Origin of the sequence: Sorangium sp. So ce119, assembly GCF_051524405.1 — a bacterium.
Lineage (GTDB): Bacteria > Myxococcota_A > Polyangia > Polyangiales > Polyangiaceae > Sorangium > Sorangium cellulosum_G.
The window spans coordinates 811781-829233 of sequence record NZ_CP150310.1 but is presented as its reverse complement, the minus strand read 5'-3'; the positions used below and the strand labels follow the sequence as shown (position 1 = coordinate 829233).

At 70.9% G+C, this 17453-nt stretch carries 12 protein-coding genes; all 12 read right to left on the bottom strand.

The features are described 5' to 3' along the window. Nucleotides 1-37 precede the first annotated feature (37 nt). Complete coding sequence (locus tag WME76_RS03345) at nt 38-889, bottom strand: lysophospholipid acyltransferase family protein (RefSeq protein WP_437958771.1); 852 nt, start codon at nt 887-889, stop codon at nt 38-40. A gap of 118 nt (nt 890-1007) precedes the next feature. Beyond that, on the bottom strand, nt 1008-2465 hold the full coding sequence (gatB, locus tag WME76_RS03340) for an Asp-tRNA(Asn)/Glu-tRNA(Gln) amidotransferase subunit GatB (RefSeq protein WP_437958770.1): 1458 nt from the start codon (nt 2463-2465) through the stop codon (nt 1008-1010). An 87-nt stretch (nt 2466-2552) separates the two neighbouring features. After that, a complete protein-coding gene (locus WME76_RS03335) occupies nt 2553-3227 on the bottom strand; it encodes a NuoI/complex I 23 kDa subunit family protein (protein ID WP_437958769.1) in 675 nt (224 codons plus the stop codon). A gap of 23 nt (nt 3228-3250) precedes the next feature. After that, nucleotides 3251-5017 (bottom strand): complex I subunit 1/NuoH family protein, encoded by a 1767-nt coding sequence (locus WME76_RS03330; RefSeq protein WP_437958768.1) that lies wholly within the window; start codon nt 5015-5017, stop codon nt 3251-3253. Then, nucleotides 5014-6711: a 2Fe-2S iron-sulfur cluster-binding protein gene (locus WME76_RS03325; protein ID WP_437958767.1), complete on the bottom strand. Its 1698-nt coding sequence runs from the start codon at nt 6709-6711 to the stop codon at nt 5014-5016. Before WME76_RS03325 ends, WME76_RS03330 begins: the two co-directional genes overlap by 4 nt. A gap of 79 nt (nt 6712-6790) precedes the next feature. Next, nucleotides 6791-8005 (bottom strand): NADH-quinone oxidoreductase subunit D, encoded by a 1215-nt coding sequence (locus WME76_RS03320; protein ID WP_437958766.1) that lies wholly within the window; start codon nt 8003-8005, stop codon nt 6791-6793. Nucleotides 8006-8008: 3 nt separating this feature from the next. Next, nucleotides 8009-8689: an NADH-quinone oxidoreductase subunit C gene (locus WME76_RS03315; RefSeq protein WP_437958765.1), complete on the bottom strand. Its 681-nt coding sequence runs from the start codon at nt 8687-8689 to the stop codon at nt 8009-8011. Continuing rightward, nucleotides 8686-9231 carry an NADH-quinone oxidoreductase subunit B gene (locus WME76_RS03310; protein WP_061610860.1) on the bottom strand — a complete coding sequence of 182 codons (546 nt, stop codon included), beginning with the start codon at nt 9229-9231 and terminating at the stop codon, nt 8686-8688. The genes WME76_RS03315 and WME76_RS03310 overlap by 4 nt, the downstream gene beginning before the upstream one ends. A 26-nt stretch (nt 9232-9257) precedes the next feature. Next, nucleotides 9258-9614: an NADH-quinone oxidoreductase subunit A gene (locus tag WME76_RS03305; protein WP_061619784.1), complete on the bottom strand. Its 357-nt coding sequence runs from the start codon at nt 9612-9614 to the stop codon at nt 9258-9260. 256 nt (nt 9615-9870) lie between these two features. After that, the gene (locus WME76_RS03300; RefSeq protein ID WP_437958764.1) at nt 9871-10977 is read right to left on the bottom strand and encodes a hypothetical protein; all 1107 of its coding nucleotides are present in this window, start codon (nt 10975-10977) and stop codon (nt 9871-9873) included. A 510-nt stretch (nt 10978-11487) separates the two neighbouring features. Then, nucleotides 11488-14034, bottom strand: coding sequence for an MXAN_6577-like cysteine-rich protein (locus tag WME76_RS03295; RefSeq protein WP_437958763.1), 2547 nt, complete (start codon nt 14032-14034; stop codon nt 11488-11490). A gap of 247 nt (nt 14035-14281) precedes the next feature. Continuing rightward, nucleotides 14282-17095, bottom strand: coding sequence for an MXAN_6577-like cysteine-rich protein (locus WME76_RS03290; protein WP_437958762.1), 2814 nt, complete (start codon nt 17093-17095; stop codon nt 14282-14284). Nucleotides 17096-17453: the final 358 nt, after the last annotated feature.

Genomic DNA, 17453 nt, shown 5'->3' with positions numbered 1-17453 from the left:
GCCAGCGGCGCAGGCGCGCGATCGGCGCGCGGCGCGCTTATGCGTCGGACACGTCGGAGCCGAGCCGCGCGCGGGCGCGCCGGACCAGCGCCTGGACGGTCCGATGCGCTTCGTCGCGGACCGCGTCGACGTCCTGGCCCGCCGTGGCGATGGGCTCGCCGACCTCGAGCGCCACGGGGATACGTCGCGCACGGCTCACCCGGGCCATGTGCGCCGCGAACGACTCGTCCACATAGGAAGATTCGGCGCCGCCGTACACGAGGCCGACGGGGACGATCTCCGCGCCGACGCGGCACGCCGCGGTGAACGCGCCCGCGCGGAACGGCCGCACCTCGTCCCCCGAGAACGTGGTCCCCTCGGGGTAGACCATCACACCACGGCCGCGCTTGAGCGCGGCGCACATCGCCTGCACGACCGCGGAGCCGCTGCGCTTGCTCGATCGGTCGACGAAGAGCGTGCCGACGCGGCGCGCCGCCATGCCGACCACCGGCCAGCCGGCGAGGTCGGCGCGGCTCACGACCGTCGCCTCGAAAAATGCGAGCGTCACCATGATGTCGAGCGCGGAGCGGTGGTTCATCACGAACACGCGCCCGACGCCGGAGGCGGCGCGGCCGGGGTAGTACGCCGCGCCGGGTCGATCGCCGCCTGCGCCGGGACCCGACGCGGGCTCGCCGTGGACGAGGCCGCCCACGCGCGCGTCGAGGCCGTACAGCTTGAGGAGCGCGCGACCGTACCGGCGCATCCATGTATGCAGGACCACCTCGCGATCGGCCGCGCTGGAGATCGCTGTGTCGACCTCGAGCAGGCCGTACATGCCGAAGGTGAGGCCGACGAAGCCGGCGGCGCGAAGGGGGAAGCGGAGGACGTCGAGGGGGTGAGCGCTGGGCATGCTCCGGGTGTCCTGGCAGGATTTCTGACCCGCGGTCGCAGCCGCCGGAGGGCCGGGACCGCGCGGGCCGCCGAAGAGCGGCTACCCTATTTCACGCCCGGGCGCGGAGAAAGCTCCTTCACGCGCCCGCGACAGGAGCGCCCTCGAGCAGCCGCTTGAGCACCTCGTTCACGACCGCCGGGTTCGCGCTGCCCCCCGTCTGCTTCATGATCTGCCCGACGAAGTAGCCGAGCAGCGCGGTCTTGCCGGCGCGGTACGCCGCGGCCTGCTTCGCGTTCGCGGCGATGACCGACGCGGCGATCGCCTCGATCGCGGACGCGTCGCTCATCACGGCCATCCCCTTGTCGCGGACGATGTCGCCGGGCGCCCGGTCGGTGCCGGCCATCTCCGTGTACACCTCCTTCGCCTGCTTGCCGCTGATCGCGCCCTCGTCGACGAGGCGCAGCAGCGCGGCCACCTGCGCCGGGGAGACAGGGAACGCCGCCGACAGGCCCGTCGTGCGGGCGTCGCGCAGCACCTCGCTCTGGACGAAGTTCGCGACCTTCACCGCGTCGCCGTGCAGGCGCGCCGCCTCCTCGAAGAACGCCGCGATCTGCGGGTGGCCCGTCAGGACCGACGCCGCGTACGGCGTGAGCCCGAGCGACTCGGTGAGGCGGCGCCGCTTGTCGACCGGCGGCTCCGGGAGCGCGGCGCGCACCTCGGCGAGGAACGCCTCGTCCACGACGAGCGGCGGGAGATCCGGCTCGGGGAAGTAGCGGTAGCCGGACTCGTTCTCCTTGTCGCGGAGGAGGTACGTCTCCTTCTTCTCCGCGTTGTACCCGCGCGTCTGCTGGCGCACCCGGCCGCCCTGCTCGATGAGCGCGATCTGCCGCCGGATCTCGAGGTCGATCGCCTCGGCGACGAAGCGGAACGAGTTGATGTTCTTGAGCTCCGTCCGCGTGCCGAGCTTCGTCTCCCCCGCCCTGCGGACCGAGACGTTGGCGTCGCAGCGGAAGCTGCCCTGCTCGAGGTTGCCGTCGTTCACGCCGATGAACATCAGGATCTCGCGCAGCCGCTTCAGGTACTCGGCCGCCTCGATTCCCGAGCTCAGGTCGGGCTCGCCGACGATCTCGATGAGCGGGGTCCCGGCGCGGTTGAGATCGACGACCGACAGGCCCCCGATGCCGTGGAGGTTCTTGCCGGCGTCCTCCTCCATGTGGACGCGCGTGATCCCCGCCCGCTTCTTCCCCGCCTCGGTCTCGATCTCGAGCGCGCCCTTCAGCGCGAGCGGCCGGTCGTACTGGCTGAGCTGGAAGCCCTTCGGCAGGTCAGGATAGAAGTAGTTCTTCCGCGCGAAGATGCTGCTCTCCTGGATGGCGCAGCCGAGCGCGAGCGCGGCGCTCACCGCCATCCGGACCGCCTCGCGGTTCAGCACCGGGAGCGACCCCGGGAGCCCGAGGCACACAGGGCACGTGTGCGTGTTCGGCGGGTCGCCGAAGCTGGTCGCGCAGCCGCAGAACGCCTTGGTGCGGGTGAGGAGCTGCGCGTGGACCTCGAGCCCGATGACCGCCTCGAAGGAGCCGTACGTCGTCGCCATGGCAGGCTCTTCTAGCAGAACCTCGCCCGGGCGAGGGGCCCCCGGCTCCGCCGGCGGCGGGCCAGGGCGCGCGCCGGGCGAGCCGGCTCAGTGATCGGCGTGGTCGCGGGTCAGGCCGGGGTGCGTCGGATCACCCGGCTCGTGGCGCTTGTTCGCGGTCAGGCGCGAGCCCGTGCGATCCGCGAGGCTCATGAGGAGGTCGCGCCGGTAGATGAACTGCTCGCGGGAGTCGTAGGGCACCGCGTGCAGGCCCGTGTCCATCCGGATGGCGTCGACGGGGCACGCCTCGACGCAGTAACCGCAGAACACGCAGCGGAGCTCGTCGATGACGAAGCTGCTCGGGAACCGCTCGTAGCCCTGCCGGCGATCGCCCTCGGGGTACTCGGCCGGATCGATCGCGATGCACTGCGCCGGGCACGCCGTCGAGCAGCAGAGGCACGCGACGCAGCGGGGCGAGCCGTCCTCGCGCAGCGTGAGCCGGTGGATGCCCCGGAAGCGCTCCGGGTAGGGGCGCTTCTCCTCCGGATAGCTGATCGTCGTGACGCCGGGCCCGAGCGAGTCGAGCACCGGGTCCGGCTTCTGGCCGAGCACCATCTCCTTCGTGTTCTTGAAGAAGTGCTTCATCGTGATGCCCAGCCCCTTGACCATCTCGGGGATGTAGGCCTGCACGTCGGCGCTCCGGGAGGGGCGCGGGATCGGCTTGCCGGCGACGGGCCGGCCGGCCGGCTTCGTCCAGGGGTTGCTGGGGGTAGCTCTCGCCATGGGACTCTCTCCTCTTCGCCTGATCACGCCTGCTGCGGCGCGGCCTTGGTGCCCCCCGCCGCAGCGGCGAAGCGGGCCGAGGTGGAATTGAGGATGCGGTGCCGCTCGACCGGCTCGAGGAGCCCCGCGATCATCGCCACGACCGCGGCGAACCCGCCGAGGGCCACGACGCCGTGGGTGATGTCGGCCGCGACCTGGAGGCCGCCGCGGACCCCCGCGGGCGCCGCGTCGACCGCCAGGATCACCACGCCGGTCACCATCATGTTCACGAGCGTGAGCGGCAGGAGCTTCGTCCACCCGAGCCGCATCACCTGATCGTACCGGAAGCGCGGCAGCGTCCAGCGGAAGAAGACCTGCACCCACGTCATGAGGATCGTCTTCCCGAAGAACGCGAGGAAGTACGTCAGGCTCACGGCGAAGTGGGTCATCTTGTACTGGAACAGCGTCGTGTCGCCGAAGGCGATGTTGATGCCGTCGCGGTCCAGGAACGGCAGGTGGTAGCCGCCGAAGAAGAGCGTCACGAGGAGCGCGCTCGACGTGATGAGCTCCACGTACTCGCCCGTCATGAACATGCCGAACTTCATCCCGGAGTACTCGACGAAGTAGCCGGCGACGATCTCGCTCTCCCCCTCGGGCTGATCGAACGGGATGCGCTTCGTCTCGGCCGCGAGCGCCGCGAGGAACAGGAAGAACGCGACCGGCTGGACGAAGATCCCCCACGCGTGCTCGGCCTGCCACTGCACCATGTCGCCGAGCCGGACGCTGCTGTAGATCATGAAGAGCCCGACGACGCTGAGGCCCATCGCGACCTCGTAGCTGACCATCTGACTCGCGGCGCGCAGGCCGCCGAGCAGCGAGAACTTGTTGTCGCTCGACCAGCCCGCGAGCGCGGCGCCGATGATGCCCGTGCCGGCCATCGCGAAGATGTAGAGGATGCCGACGTTGAGGTCGGCGACCTGCAGGTTCACGACGTGGCCGTTGCACGAGAACGCCTGGTCCATCGTGCGCTTGAGGAGCGGGAGGTCGCCGAAGCCGAAGACCCGGTCGCCGTTGTCCTCGAAGCAGAGCTTGTCGCCGAAGGGGATGACCGCGAACGTCACCAGCGCCGGGAACATCGCGAGCAGCGGCGCGAGCGAGTGGAGGAGCCGGTCGGCGTTCTTCGGGATGAAGTCCTCCTTCCAGATCATCTTGATCGCGTCCGCGGCCGCGTGGAGCGTGCCGAGGAGGCGCAGCGGCACCTTGCCCTCGGGCACGCGCAGCGCCGTGTAGCCGCCCGCGAGGACGAGCAGCGCGCCGAGCAGCACGCACGCGACCCGCGCGGCGGTGGGCGCCGCCGAGAGCGGGACCGCCTGCGTGACGAAGAAGGCGAGCACGTGGGCCATGACGCCGGCGTAGAAGACGCTCCGGGGGTCGAACCTGGCGAGCAGCTCCTCGAGCGCGTTGCTCGGGCCGCCGCGGCGGGCCGACGCGCAGATCACGAGCAGGCTGAGCCAGGCCACGAAGACGGCGAACTGCGCGCTGATCACCAGCGTCTCGACGGCGCCCGGCCCGGACATCGGGCGGGTCGCCGTGAACACGGCGAGCGCGCCGAGCGCCGCCGGGGGCAGGAACACGACGCCGCGCGCGAGCATCGACGGCAGGTAGACGACCGCGCGGTTCGGGCCGACGCGGTCCTGCACCATCGCGCCCTGGCGCCGGTCGGCCCAGGTCGCGATCGCCGCCATGTTCAGCAGGAACATGACGACGATGAGGATCTTCACGATCGCGAGAACGAGCTCGACGAGTGTCATGCCGTGGCCTCCGTCTTCTTCGGCTCAACCCGCGACCCGTCGGCGATCGCCGTCGCCGCCGCGGCGTGCGCGGGCGGCGCGGCGCCGATCACCGCCTCGGGCGCGGCGGCCCCGCCGGCGACCGCGCCGGGCGGCATCGCGCGGCGGAGCTCGGCGAGGGTCTTCCACCCGGTCGCGTACCCGAGCGTGCGCCCGAGCCGGCCGATGAGCTCCCAGGCCGGGCGCGCGTCGCCGTGCGGGAGCAGCGCCCGCTCGCTCCGCTGCGCCAGGCCCTTGCGGTTCACGTACGTCCCCTCGGCCTCGGCCCACGAGCACGCCGGCAGGGACACGCGCGCGGCCTTCGCCAGCGGCCCCTCGTGGGCGGCGATCGTCACCACCCCCTTGAGCCGCGACAGCGCCCGCTGCGCCTCGACCGCGTCGACCTCGAGGTCCGACCCGAGCGCGACCACGTACGCGTACTGCCCCGACGCGATCCCCTGGAGCAGCTCCGCGACCGGGCGCGGCGGGGTCGCCGCCGCGATCTGCACGGCGCCGCGGGTGTTCGGGTTCTTGTCCTCGCTGATCAGGATGTCGTCGCCCTGGCCGAGCGGCTTGCCCGACACGAAGAAGTCGGTCGCGCCGAGGTACGTCGTCGCGAGGTGGTAGAGCGCGAAGTTGTCCTCGTTCGAGTGCTGGGCCGACAGGACGATCGCCACCTTCGACGGGTCGTCGGCGTGGCCGCCGAGCTGCTCCTTCGCCGCGGCGAGCGCGTCCTCGACGCTCGCGTCGTCGTTGCCGACGAGCGCCGTGAGCAGCCGCCCCTCGACCGCGCGGCGGTACGAGAGCATCCCCTCGTCGCACATCCAGTACGTGTTGACCGCCATGTTCTCGCGCGGGCGGTGCCGGTACGGCGTGTTGTTGCGCGGGTCGTAGTCGAGGTACGCGTTGCACCCCGTCGCGCAGCCCTGGCAGACCGTGCGGGCGCTGCGGAGGAACCAGACGCGCGCCTTGAACCGGAAGTCGCGCGAGGTGAGCGCGCCGACCGGGCAGACGTGCTCGGTCATCAGCGTGTAGTTGTGGTCGAGCTCGCGCCCCGGCGAGACCGTGATCTCCCCGAGGTTGCCGCGCTCGCGGACGGAGAGCACCGGGTCGCGGGCGAGCTCGTTGCAGACGCGGATGCAGCGCGTGCAGACGATGCAGCGCTCGGCGTCGTAGACGATGGTCGGCCCGAAGGTGACCGCCTTCGGCTTGTGCACCGGCTCCTGCCGCATGCGCTTGCCCTTGCGCTGGTGCTCGAGCCAGTAGTCCTGGAGGCGGCACTCGCCGGCCTGGTCGCAGATCGGGCAGTCGACCGGGTGGTTCAGGAGCAGGAGCTCCTGCACCGCCGAGCGCGCCTCGGACACGTGGTCGCTGCTCTCGGACAGCACCTCCATGCCGCTCGCGCACGCCATCTGGCAGGCCGGCTGGAGCTTCGGCTTGGCCGCCGGCACGTAGTCCTGCTTGGCCGGGTCCCAGCGGAGGATGTCGAGGCTCATCGCCGGGCGACCCGGCGGCGGGAGCACCTCGACCAGGCACATCCGGCAGTTGGCGGCGACGCTGAGGCCGGGGTGCCAGCAGTAGTGGGGGATGTCGATCCCGGCGCGGTGCGCCGCCCGGATGATCGTGTCACCGCTCTCGAAGGGGATCTCCCTTCCGTCGATCTTGATCGTAGGCATCGTGATCTCGATTCCAGGCGGGGCCGCGCAGGGCCCCCGCTTCCTTAGCTCGATGACGGGAGCGCTCCGCTCGTCGTCGCTAGTGGTCGCACTCCCCGCCGATCATGTTGAGGGAGCCGAACGTCGGCACGACGTCCGGGATCATCAGCCCGGTGATGAGCTGGGAGAGCCCCTGCGTGGTGGCGAAGCACGGCGGGCGGATGCGGACGCGGTAGGGCGTGCCGCTGCCGTCGGACACCAGGTAGAAGCCGAGCTCGCCGTTGCCGGCCTCGGTGTACGAGTAGCACTCGCCGGCGGGCACCTTGATGCCCTCCATGACGATCTTGAAGTGCTGGATGGTCGCCTCGATGGTCGTGTAGACCTCCTCCTTCGGCGGCAGCACGATGCGCGGATCGTCGATGTTGATCGGCCCCTCGTCGGGCATCTGGTCGAGCGCCTGCTCGATGATCCTCGCCGCCTGGCGGATCTCCTCCTGGCGGCACATGAACCGATCGTAGTTGTCGCCCCGCGTGCCGACCGGCACGTCGAACTCGAACCGGTCGTAGACCATGTACGGGTTCGCGCGGCGCACGTCGTACGCCACGCCGGAGGCCCGGAGGACGACGCCGGTCCAGCCGAGCGCGAGCGCGTCCTCCTTCGAGATCACGCCGACCCCGTCGAGGCGATCGAGGAAGATGCGGTTCTTGAGGATGAGCTTCTCGGAGTCGTTCACGAGCGTGAGCACGCGCGCGAGGCCCGACCGCACCATCGACTTGAAGTCGGCCGTGGGCGGCCGCGCCATGCCGCCGACGCGGCCGAAGCTGTGCGTCAGGCGCGCGCCGGTCTCCTCCTCGAAGATCTCCCAGAAGATCTCGCGCGCGCGGCACAGGTAGAGGAACGGCGTGAACGCGCCGAGCTCCATGCTCATGGCGCCGCTGCAGATCATGTGATCGCAGATGCGCGCCATCTCGCCGAGGATCACGCGGTAGTACTGGCAGCGCTCGGGCACCGTGACGCCGAGCATCTTCTCGACCGCCAGCGCGAAGCCGACGTTGTTGAGCATCGGCGAGACGTAGTTGAGCCGGTCGACGTACGGGAACACCTGCGTCCACGTGCCGCGCTCGCACATCTTCTCGAAGCCGCGGTGCAGGTAGCCGATCTGCACGTCGGCCTTGTTGATCGTCTCGCCCGAGAGCTCGAGCACGATCCTCACCGTGCCGTGCATCGCCGGGTGCGAGGGCCCCATGTTGAGGAGCATCGGCTCGCTCGGCAGGTCGAGGTGGGCCTCGTCGAGATCGCGATCCAGGGGTTCCATCGTTCAGCTTCGCTCCTGCAGCGCACCCACGCCGATGCCCTGCGGTTTGCCCTTGTCCGAGGCCTCGTCCCCGCCGGTCGACTCGAGCGACGTCCCCGTGCCGGCGTTGAGCAGCGCGAAGTCGTGCGTCTGGCGGCCGAAGCTCATGCCCTCGTCGGGGCCGAACGGCGGCAGCTTGCCGATGTTCGGCACCTCCCGGAACGGGATGAGCGGCTGGATCCGGTTGGCCGGGTAGTCCTTGCGCAGCGGGTGCCCCTCGAACTCCGGGTACATCAGGATGCGCCGGAGATCGGGGTGCCCACGGAAGACGATGCCGAGCAGGTCGTAGCACTCGCGCTCGAACCAGTTCGCGCCCTTCCACACCGGGACGATCGAGTCGATCTCGGCGCCGTTGCCCTCCTCGTCGCCCACGCGCGCCTTGATGCGGATGCGGTGGTTCCGCTCGAACGAGCGCAGGTGGCAGACGACCTCGAAGCGGGGCACGTCGCCGCGCCAGAGGTAGTCGACCGCCGTGAGGTCGACGAACATGTTCATCAGCGTCCGCGGGTCGTTGCGGAGGAACAGGGCGACGTCGCGCCACGCGGCCGGGTCGATCACCGCCGTGTCGTCGCCGAACTGCGAGTGCGTCTCCAGGACGGCGCCCGGGAACTGCGCCGTGAGGATCTCGAGGACCTTCTTGCTCATGGCTGGCTCCGCTCCTTGCGCTGGAGGGTGACGAGGCGCTCCGCGGTCTGCGCGGGGTCCTCGCGCGGCTTGACGATCGCCGGCGTGCGGTCGCCGCGCGCGATCTTGTCCTGGAGCAGCATGAGGCCGTCGAGCACCGCCTCGGGGCGCGGCGGACAGCCGGGCACGTAGACGTCGCAGGGGATGATCTTGTCGATGCCGGCGACGGTCGTGTAGTTGTCGTAGAAGCCGCCGCACGAGGCGCACGTGCCGAAGGCGAGCACCCACTTCGGGTCCGCCATCTGCTCGTAGATGCGCCGGAGCGCGGGCGCCTGGCGCTGGCTGATGGTCCCCACGACCCAGAGCAGGTCGGCCTGGCGCGGCGAGAAGCGCGGCACCTCGGCGCCGAACCGCGCCATGTCGTAGCGCGGGCTCGCCATGGCCATGTATTCCATGCCGCAGCAGGCCGTCACGAACGGGTACTGGAACAGGGAGTACTTCTTCGCCCAGTTGAGCAGCGCGTCGAAGCGCGTGGTCGCGAACCCGTGCTCGGAGCCCTCCATCACCCGCGTCGAGGGGCCTCCGCCCATCATTTCTCCCATTCCAGAGCTCCCTTCTTCCACACGTACACGAGCACGACGACGAGCATCGCGACGAACGAGCTCATCGTCGCGAGGCCCGTCCACCCGAGGGAGCGGAACTGGACCGTCCACGGGTAGATGAGGACCGCCTCGATGTCGAACACGACAAAGAGGATCGCCGTCAGGTAGAACTTCACGCTCGGCTTGACGAACCGCCCGCCCGTGGAGTCGCTGCCGCACTCGTACGGCATCATCTTCTCGGGCGTCGGGTTCCTCGGGCCGAGCAGCGACGTCAGCGTGAACATGGCGAGCGCGATGACCGCGGCCACGAGAAACAGCAGGAACAAGGGGATGTAGGTGGCCATCGAGAGAGCACTCCTACGGGTCGGACCCCTGGAGGGTCGACCGTCTCGCCGCAGCGCGCGGCTTCTCGGGCGAGACCTCAGGGCCCGCGGCCCCGAACCATGCAGTCCAAAAAGGTGAGAGCGACGCGGCGATGCTGGGTTGAAACAGCAAAAATCCGAGCGATCCCGGCTTAATCCGCGCCGGATCTAGTCGGCCGCCGCGGGGGTGTCAATGGAGGCGGTCCGTCAACCGGCGGGCAACCAGCGGGCCGCAATCCTAGGAGCGGTTCGCCACGAGGACCAGCCCTCGCCACGCGGTGAGCGCCGTCCCCAGGCTGGCCTCGATCTCCCGGATCTCCTCCACCATCTCGGCGTCCGGCACGCCGGCGCTCCGCGCCTCGCGGACGCAGGCGAGCGCGGCGACGAACTTCTTGCGGTGCACGAACGCCCGCGCGAGGAGCGGCCAGATCTGCTTCGGCGGGGCGCCGAGGTTGGCGGCGCGCCGGAGGGGGCCGATGGCCTCGCCCGACCGCCCGTCTTCGAGCATGGCCTCGCCCAGCCGGCGGAAGATGTCGCCCGCCGCGGCCCCGTCGTGCGCGTACTGGACCGCGAGGCGCATGACCTCCTCGCCCTGGTGCTCCTCGCCGAGCTTGACGCACGCGGTGCCGAGCAGGCCGAGCCCCTTGGCGATGAGGCTGCGGGCGTCCGGGGTGAGCATCTGCCCCTCGGGCGTGCGCAGGAAGATCGCGAGCGGCGCCGGCCAGGTGCCGAGGAGCTGGATCACCTTGGGGTAGTCGCCGCGCTGCGAGGCGACCTCGGCCTCGGCGACCTTGGTGAGGTCGATGGCGGAGCGCGCGCCGGCGGAGGCGCGCTCGAGCTCGTCGCGCACGTGCGAGCGGATCCGGGCGCGGAACTCGTTGAGCTCGTGGGTCTCCTCGATGCCGTCGCGCAGGAGCAGGAGGCGCGAGGTCTTCCCCTCGACGGAGAGCTTGCGGAGGCTGTAGCCGTAGAGCGGGGCGAGCAGCAGGTAGCGGACGCCGATGTGGAGCTGGATACCCTCGAGGTCGGTGTCGCGCTCGGGGGCCGCGGGCGTCGTGTCCTCGGTGAGGAGCGCGCCGACGAGCCGGTGGCGGAAGTCCGCGAGCGTGAGGCGCTGGACGTCGCCGTCGATCTCCTCCTCGCCCGGCGGCGCGATAACGAAGTCGACCAGCGTGTTGTCCGGGTTGCGGCGGTCGACGGTGAGCGCCGTGATGCGGGCGCCCGTAATCATCGAGAAGGCAAAGAACGCCTCGCCCACGATCTCGCAGAGCGCCTGGAAGCTGCCGATGCCGTCGCCTATGCGCTCGAACCAGCCGTCGGTCCGAACGGCATCGAGGGAGAACACGCGTTCCTTTGGCATGGTTCGACCCGGATCACAGGGCCGCGTCCCGGTGGAAGGACGCGTAGCCCAGGGGGTGCGAGACTCGCACGGGCGCGCGCCGCCCTCAAGAAAACTCCTAGCCAGCGCGCGTCGAAGCTCGAGCGCGCCGGCCGTCCCGTCCCCTGGCGCCGCCCGCCATCCATCGCTCCACGCGCGTCCACCTGCCCCCACGCACCCCGCCGCCGCCCCGCCCTCGCCGAGGCCGCAGCGGCCGACCCGACACAGCCCGGCGTCGCGCGCCCAGGACCGAGCCGCCGGCGCTGGCGCTGTCGCGACACGCGCAGCAGCGCCGCACTTCTACACGCGCACCAGGCCGAGCGCACACCAGAGCGCCCCCCTCTCTGCGCGCAGCGGCGGGCCCTCCCGCACAGGAGACGGGCCCAGATCGGCGTTTTCGGCGCGGAGGCGTACTCCAGTACGCCGAGCACCGAAAACGTCGAGGTGGGCCCGTCTCCGAAGCGGGAGGGCCCGCCGCTAGGGGGCGGCGGTGATGTGGAGGGTCAGGTTGCCGGAGGAGGACGGCTTGCTGTCGCCGACGATCGTGATCACCTGCCCTGCAGTCAGGGTCACGCTCACCCGCGAGCTGACGCCGCTCGCGTTGTCGTTGCACGCGAGCTCCGCGCCGGCGCAGCTCTCGCCGTCGTGCACGTGGAGGACCGTGTCGAAGGTGGAGGACAGCGTGTCGATGATGTAGGTGCCGTCCGCGGGCGCGGTGAAGCGATAGACCCTGTCGTTGCCGCTCGACGCCGTGCAGCTCGGCGCGCCCGAGTTCGGCTGGAGCAGCGTGGGGCCCGTCGCCGTCTGCGGGACCGTCGAGCCGAGGTCGATGGGGTTGTCGCAGGTGGCGTTGCCCTCGAACAGGGTGATGTTGAGGTGGAACGCGCCCGAGGCGGCGGCCCCGGCGCCGTCGACCACGGCGACGACCGCCTGCCCCGCGACGAGCGGCACCGCGACCCGCGACTGGAGGCCGGCGGTGTTGTCGTTGCAGCCGAGCGACGCGCCGCCGCAGGTGCCGTCGTGCACGTGAACCACCGTGTCGAAGCTCGATCCGAACGTGTCGAAGATGTACACGCCGTCGGACGGCGCCGTGAAGCTGTAGGTCTGCTCCGCGCCGCCGGCGGCGCCGCACGGCGCGCTCACGAAGTCGCCGAGGCCGGCCGTCGTCCCCGTCACCGCCTGCGGGACGGCCGACTCGAGGGTGTTCGCCGGGCAGGCGGGCGCGGCGATGCCGCTCACGTTGAGCGTGTAGGCGCCCGAGGACGAGTACGCGCCGTCCACGGCCACGTACACCGTCTGCCCCTCCGCGAGCGGCGTGACGACCCGCGACTTGGACGAGGGCGCCCCGTTGTCGTCGCAGGCCAGCGACGGGCCGTCGCAGCTCCCCTCGTGGACGTGGAGCACCGTGTCGAAGGTCGAGCCGATCGTATCGAAGGTGTAGCGGCCGGCGACGGGCGCCGTGAAGCTGTAGGTGACCTCGGGGGCGCTGTCCGTGGCGCAGGGCGCCACGAGGTAGTTGTCGAGGCCCGACGTGTTGCCCGTCACCGTCTGCGGGTAGGTGGTGCCGAGATCCACCGTGGGGCACTCGGGCGGCGCCCACTCGGAGACGTGCAGCGTGTAGGGCCCGCCCGCGCCCTCGAAGCCGTCGACGATGACGACGACCGTCTGACCGGCGGTGAGCTCCGCCGTGATGCGCGACTGCGCTCCTCCGCGCGAGTCGTCGTTGCAGGCGATCACGTCGCCGTTGCAGTCGCCGTCCCGCAGCTCCAGGACGGTGTTGTACCCGGAGTCGAACGTATCGAAGACATACTTCCCGTCCGCGGGGGCCGTGAAGGTATAGCTCACGTCGGGCCCGCCCGGCTGGCCGCAGCTCGGCGTGATCGCGTCGCCGAGCAGCGCGGTGTCGCCGGTGAAGGTCTGCGGGAGCGTGTCGCCGACGTCGCCCGAGGGGCAGATGGGCGGCCCGGCCTTCGCCAGGTTGAGCGTGAAGTCGCCTTCCGCGCCGTCGAAGCCGGTCACGACGATGAGGACCGACTGGCCCGCATCGATGACCGCGCGGACCCTGGATTGCGCGGTGTCGGTGTCGATGTCGTCATTGCAAGCGAGCTGATCGCAGGTGGCCGCCCCCACCACGCCAAGGGCCGTATCGAACATGGACCCTGAGGTGTCCATCGTGTAGGTCCCCGCCTCGGAGGGCGTGAAGAGATAGACCCGCTCCGACGCGCCGGCGGCCACGCACGCGAGACCGTAGTTCGACTCGCCCGCGACCGTGGTCCCCGTCACGACCTGCGGGAACGTGTCGCCGAGCTCCTCGTGGGTGCCGACGACGCAGGTGCACGCGCCCGCCTGGCAGAACGCCCCCCGCCCGCACGCGTTCCCGCAGCTACCGCAGTGGAGCTCGCTCGTCTGCAGGTTGGCGCACGCGCCGTCGCAGTCCGTGAGCTCGGCGGAGCAGGAGCAGGCGCCCTCGACGCAGAGCTGCGTGGGCGCGCAGGAAGACCCGCAGCCGCCGCAGTGCGCCCGGTCGCTCTGCACGTCGACGCACGCGCCGTCGCACTCCATCAGCCCGTCGGCGCAGGCGCAGTCCCCCTCCACGCACTCCTTCCCCGCATCGCACTGGACGTCGCAGTCGCCGCAGTTCCGCGCGTCCGTCTCGACGTTCACGCAGCGCTCGCCGCAGGCGGTCTCCTCCTCGCTGCACTCCTCGGGCCCGCCCATATCGACGCCGCCCTCGCCGCCGCCGCCGGCGCCCCCCGCGCCGCCGCTGCCGCCCGCGCCGCCGCCCCCCTCGCAGCGTCCGTCCGTGCATTGCTGCCCCTCCGCGCAGGCGTCGCCGCACGCGCCGCAGTGCTCGGCGTTCGTCTGGGTGTCGACGCACTGGCCATCGCACGGCGACTGCCCGTCCGTGCACGCGCTCGGCTGGCTGTCGCCCTCGGCGCAGGACGCCGCGAGGACAACCCCTGCGACGAGGAGCAGCGCGGCGGACGAGAGGGTGGGCCTGAGGCGCAATCCGGATTTGTTCATAGCCATCCTTGGGGGTACCTGGCCGTTTGAGGCGGAGCGGATAACGAGTCGCGCGCCAGGATACGCGCACGTCCGAGGGTATCGCAACCGGCGGGGGCGCTGGAGGTGTGCCGGGTTCGCCCCGGGAGCGCGCGCCGCGCCGCTGCCGGGACGGCGCCGGCGGCGCCTCGCGAGGGCGTCGCCGGCGCCCTCAGCAGAGCGGATCGCAGCATCGTCGGCCGGACTTCAGGGCGCACGCGGCGCGGGCTCAGGGAGCGGCGATGTTCAGGGTGAAGCTGCCCGACGCGCTACCGTAACCGTCGACAACGATGGTGATGACCTGACCGGCGGTGAGCGTCACCGTCGCCCGCGACGTCGAGCCGACCGAATCGTCGTTGCAAGCGACCGAGGTGCCGCTGCAGCCGTCCGTGTGGACGTGAAGGACGGTATCGTAGGACGAGCCGATCGTGTCGATGACGTAGCGGCCTTCGGCCGGCGCCGTGTAGGTGAACACCATCTCCGAGGCGGTCGACGCGGCGGCGCAGCTCGGCGTGACGGAGTTGGGCTGCCCCGCCGTGGAGCCGGTCCTGGTGAGCGGCAGCTCCGAGCCGAGATCGATCGCCGTCGAGCAGGTCCCCTCGCCGTCGAACTTGTCGACCTGGAGCACGTAGTCGCCGCTGCTCGTGTTGCGGCCGTCGATGGCGACGAGGGCGGTCTGACCGGCCACCAGGTCGACGGTGAGGCGCGACTGCGGGCCGCCCGCATCATCGTTGCACCGGAGCGCCGTCCCCGCGCAGCTCCGATCGAAGACCTGGAGGATCGTGTCGAAGCTCGATCCGAGCGTGTTGAAGATGTAGGTTCCGTTCTCCGGCGCGGTGAAGCTATAGATCATGTCGGGAGCGTTGGAGGATCCGCACGTCGGGGTGACGGACTCGGGCTGTTCGGCGGTGCTCCCGGTGACGACCTGCGGGACGGTGGAGCCGAGATCGATCGGAGTCGAGCAGGTCCCGCCGCCTTCGTACTGCTGGACGTTGAGCGTGAACTCGCCCGACGCGCCCGCGGAGCTGCCGTCGACGACGAGGAGGATCGTCTGGCCCTCGTCGAGGTCCATCGTCAGCCGCGACTGCACGCCTCCGGCCGCGTCGCCGTTGCATTTGAGCACGGCCCCGGAGCAGTCGCCGTCGCGCGCGGAGAGGACCGTGTTGAAGCTCGATCCGAACGTATCGAAGATGTACGTACCGACGGCGGGCGCGGTGAAGCTGTAGGTCGCCTCGTTGCCGCCGGTGCCGCCGCAGGTCGAGCTCATGATGTCGACCGCGCCCGCGGTCGTCCCGGTCACCGTCTGGGGCACCGTCGATCCGAGATCGATCTCCGGGCACGGGGGGATGATGGTCTCCTTGACATTGAGCGTGTAGGCGCCGGAGCTCGACGTGGTGTAGCCGTCCACGACGACGACGACGGTCTGCCCCCGCTGGAGCCGCACCTTCACCTGCGATTGAACGCCAGACGTGTCGTCGTTGCACCCCAGGTTCGGTCCGCTGCACGTCGCGTCGTGGACATGGAGGACCGTGTCGAACGCGGTGCCGAAGGTGTCGAAGGTATAGAGCGCGTCCGCGGGCGCGGTGAACGCATAGGTGGCCTCAGGGCCGCTGCCACCCGCGCAGGGCGCCGAGATCGCGCTCACGCGATCCATGATCGCGGTCGTGCCCGTCACCGTTTGCGGGAAGGTCGAGCCGAGGGTGTGCTCCGGGCACGGCGGCGGCACGTACTCGGTGACGTTGAGCGTGAATGGCCCGGAGTCGCCGTCGAAGCCGTCGACGATGGCGACCACCGTCTGGCCCGCCGAGAGGCTCGTGATGACGCGGGACTGCTCCGTGTCCGCGGTGTTGTCGCTGCAGGAGATCACCGAGCCAGCGCACGTGCCGCTGCGCAGCTCGAGGATGGTATTGTACGAGGAGCCGGCCGTATCGAAGATGTACCTGCCGGCGCGCGGCGCGGTGAACGTGTAGCTCGCGTCGGGGGTATCGACCGACCCGCAGCTCGGCGCCACGGCGTCGCCGAGGAGCGTCGTGTCGCCGGTGATGCGCTGCGGGAGCGTCGGCTCGATGTTGCCCGACGGGCACACCGGCGGCACCGTCTTGTCGATGCTCAGGGCGAAGTCGCCCTGCGCGCCGTTGTAGCCCGACACGACGACGAGGATCGCCTCGCCCTCCTCGAGGAGCACCGAGGCGCTCGCCTCGGGCCCGCCGCGATCGTCATTGCACGCGCGCTCGTCGCACAGGTCGAAGCTGAGCAGGCCGATGGCGGTGTCGTAGCTCGATCCCGCGGTATCGAACCTGTAGCTGCCGGCCTCGTCCGCCGTGAACCTGTAGACGACCTCGGTCGATCCGATCGCCACGCAGGCGAGCCCGAAATACGTCTCTGCGCCGAGCGTGGTGCCCGTCACGACCTGCGGGACCGCCCCGCCGATGTCCTCGTAGTCGCCGACGATGCAGGCGCACGTGCCCTCCTGGCAGACCAGCCCCGGGCCGCACGCCGCGCCGCATTCGCCGCAATGCTCCGGGCTGTGCATCAGATCGGCGCACTTTCCGCCGCAGTCGGTGAGGCCCTCGTTGCAGACGCACGCCCCGTCCGTGCACGTCTGGTTGTGGGCGCACCGCGCCTCGCAGCTCCCGCAGTGCTGTGGATCGCTCGCGAGGTCGACGCAGGCGCCGTCGCACGCCTCGAGGCCGGCGTCGCAGACGCAGGCGCCGTCCTCGCAGCGCTCCTCGGCCGCGCACACGTTGCCGCAGCGCCCGCAATGCCGGCGGTTGGCGTCGAGATCGACGCAGCCCCCATCGCACGCCTCGAGGCCGGGGGCGCAGGCCGCGCCGCCGGTGCCGCTGGCGGCGTCGGTGTCGTCCTCCCCTTGGCTCGCGCCGTCGCCGCCGCTGCCGCCGACGCCACGATCGCTGACGCACTCGCCCGCCTCGCAGCGCTCCCCGCTCGCGCAGACGCTGCCGCACTCGCCGCAGTGGTCGGCGTCGGTCTGCGTGTCGACGCACGCGCTCGCGCACAGCGCCAGGCCTTCATCGCACGTCATGCCCGAGTCGTCACCGTGCGCACAGGACGCGGAGGAGACGAGGAGGGCGGCCGCCGTCAGCCAGCGCGCCCTCGACGACAGAGGGGACGACAGGTCGAATCGGGAGCGCAATCCGGGTTGACTCATGAACATCCTTTGGCGGACACGCCGGCCACCGCGTGGCGCGAGAAACCCGTCCGCGAGAGTACGCCTGTTCGCTTTCGCTCTGCAATCGCAGACCCGCGCGCCGCGACGCGCGATCGTCCGATTTCGTTGCGGCTTTCACTTCCACGTCCACTTCCACGTACGCGATGAGTCTGGATGATATGGAAGGCGCGGAGCCGAGCGCGCCGGGGCGGCCCGGACGAAGCACCGGTGA

Excerpts from the sequence above, each read along its gene's own strand:
- gatB (WP_437958770.1), bottom strand. The coding sequence starts at position 2,465 with ATGGCGACGACGTACGGCTCCTTCGAGGCGGTCATCGGGCTCGAGGTC.
- WME76_RS03335 (WP_437958769.1), bottom strand. The coding sequence starts at position 3,227 with ATGGCGAGAGCTACCCCCAGCAACCCCTGGACGAAGCCGGCCGGCCGG.
- WME76_RS03320 (WP_437958766.1), bottom strand. The coding sequence starts at position 8,005 with ATGGAACCCCTGGATCGCGATCTCGACGAGGCCCACCTCGACCTGCCG.
- WME76_RS03290 (WP_437958762.1), bottom strand. The coding sequence starts at position 17,095 with ATGACGTGCGATGAAGGCCTGGCGCTGTGCGCGAGCGCGTGCGTCGAC.
- WME76_RS03305 (WP_061619784.1), bottom strand. The coding sequence starts at position 9,614 with ATGGCCACCTACATCCCCTTGTTCCTGCTGTTTCTCGTGGCCGCGGTC.
- WME76_RS03315 (WP_437958765.1), bottom strand. The coding sequence starts at position 8,689 with ATGAGCAAGAAGGTCCTCGAGATCCTCACGGCGCAGTTCCCGGGCGCC.
- WME76_RS03295 (WP_437958763.1), bottom strand. The coding sequence starts at position 14,034 with ATGAACAAATCCGGATTGCGCCTCAGGCCCACCCTCTCGTCCGCCGCG.
- WME76_RS03345 (WP_437958771.1), bottom strand. The coding sequence starts at position 889 with ATGCCCAGCGCTCACCCCCTCGACGTCCTCCGCTTCCCCCTTCGCGCC.
- WME76_RS03310 (WP_061610860.1), bottom strand. The coding sequence starts at position 9,231 with ATGGAGGGCTCCGAGCACGGGTTCGCGACCACGCGCTTCGACGCGCTG.
- WME76_RS03330 (WP_437958768.1), bottom strand. The coding sequence starts at position 5,017 with ATGACACTCGTCGAGCTCGTTCTCGCGATCGTGAAGATCCTCATCGTC.
- WME76_RS03325 (WP_437958767.1), bottom strand. The coding sequence starts at position 6,711 with ATGCCTACGATCAAGATCGACGGAAGGGAGATCCCCTTCGAGAGCGGT.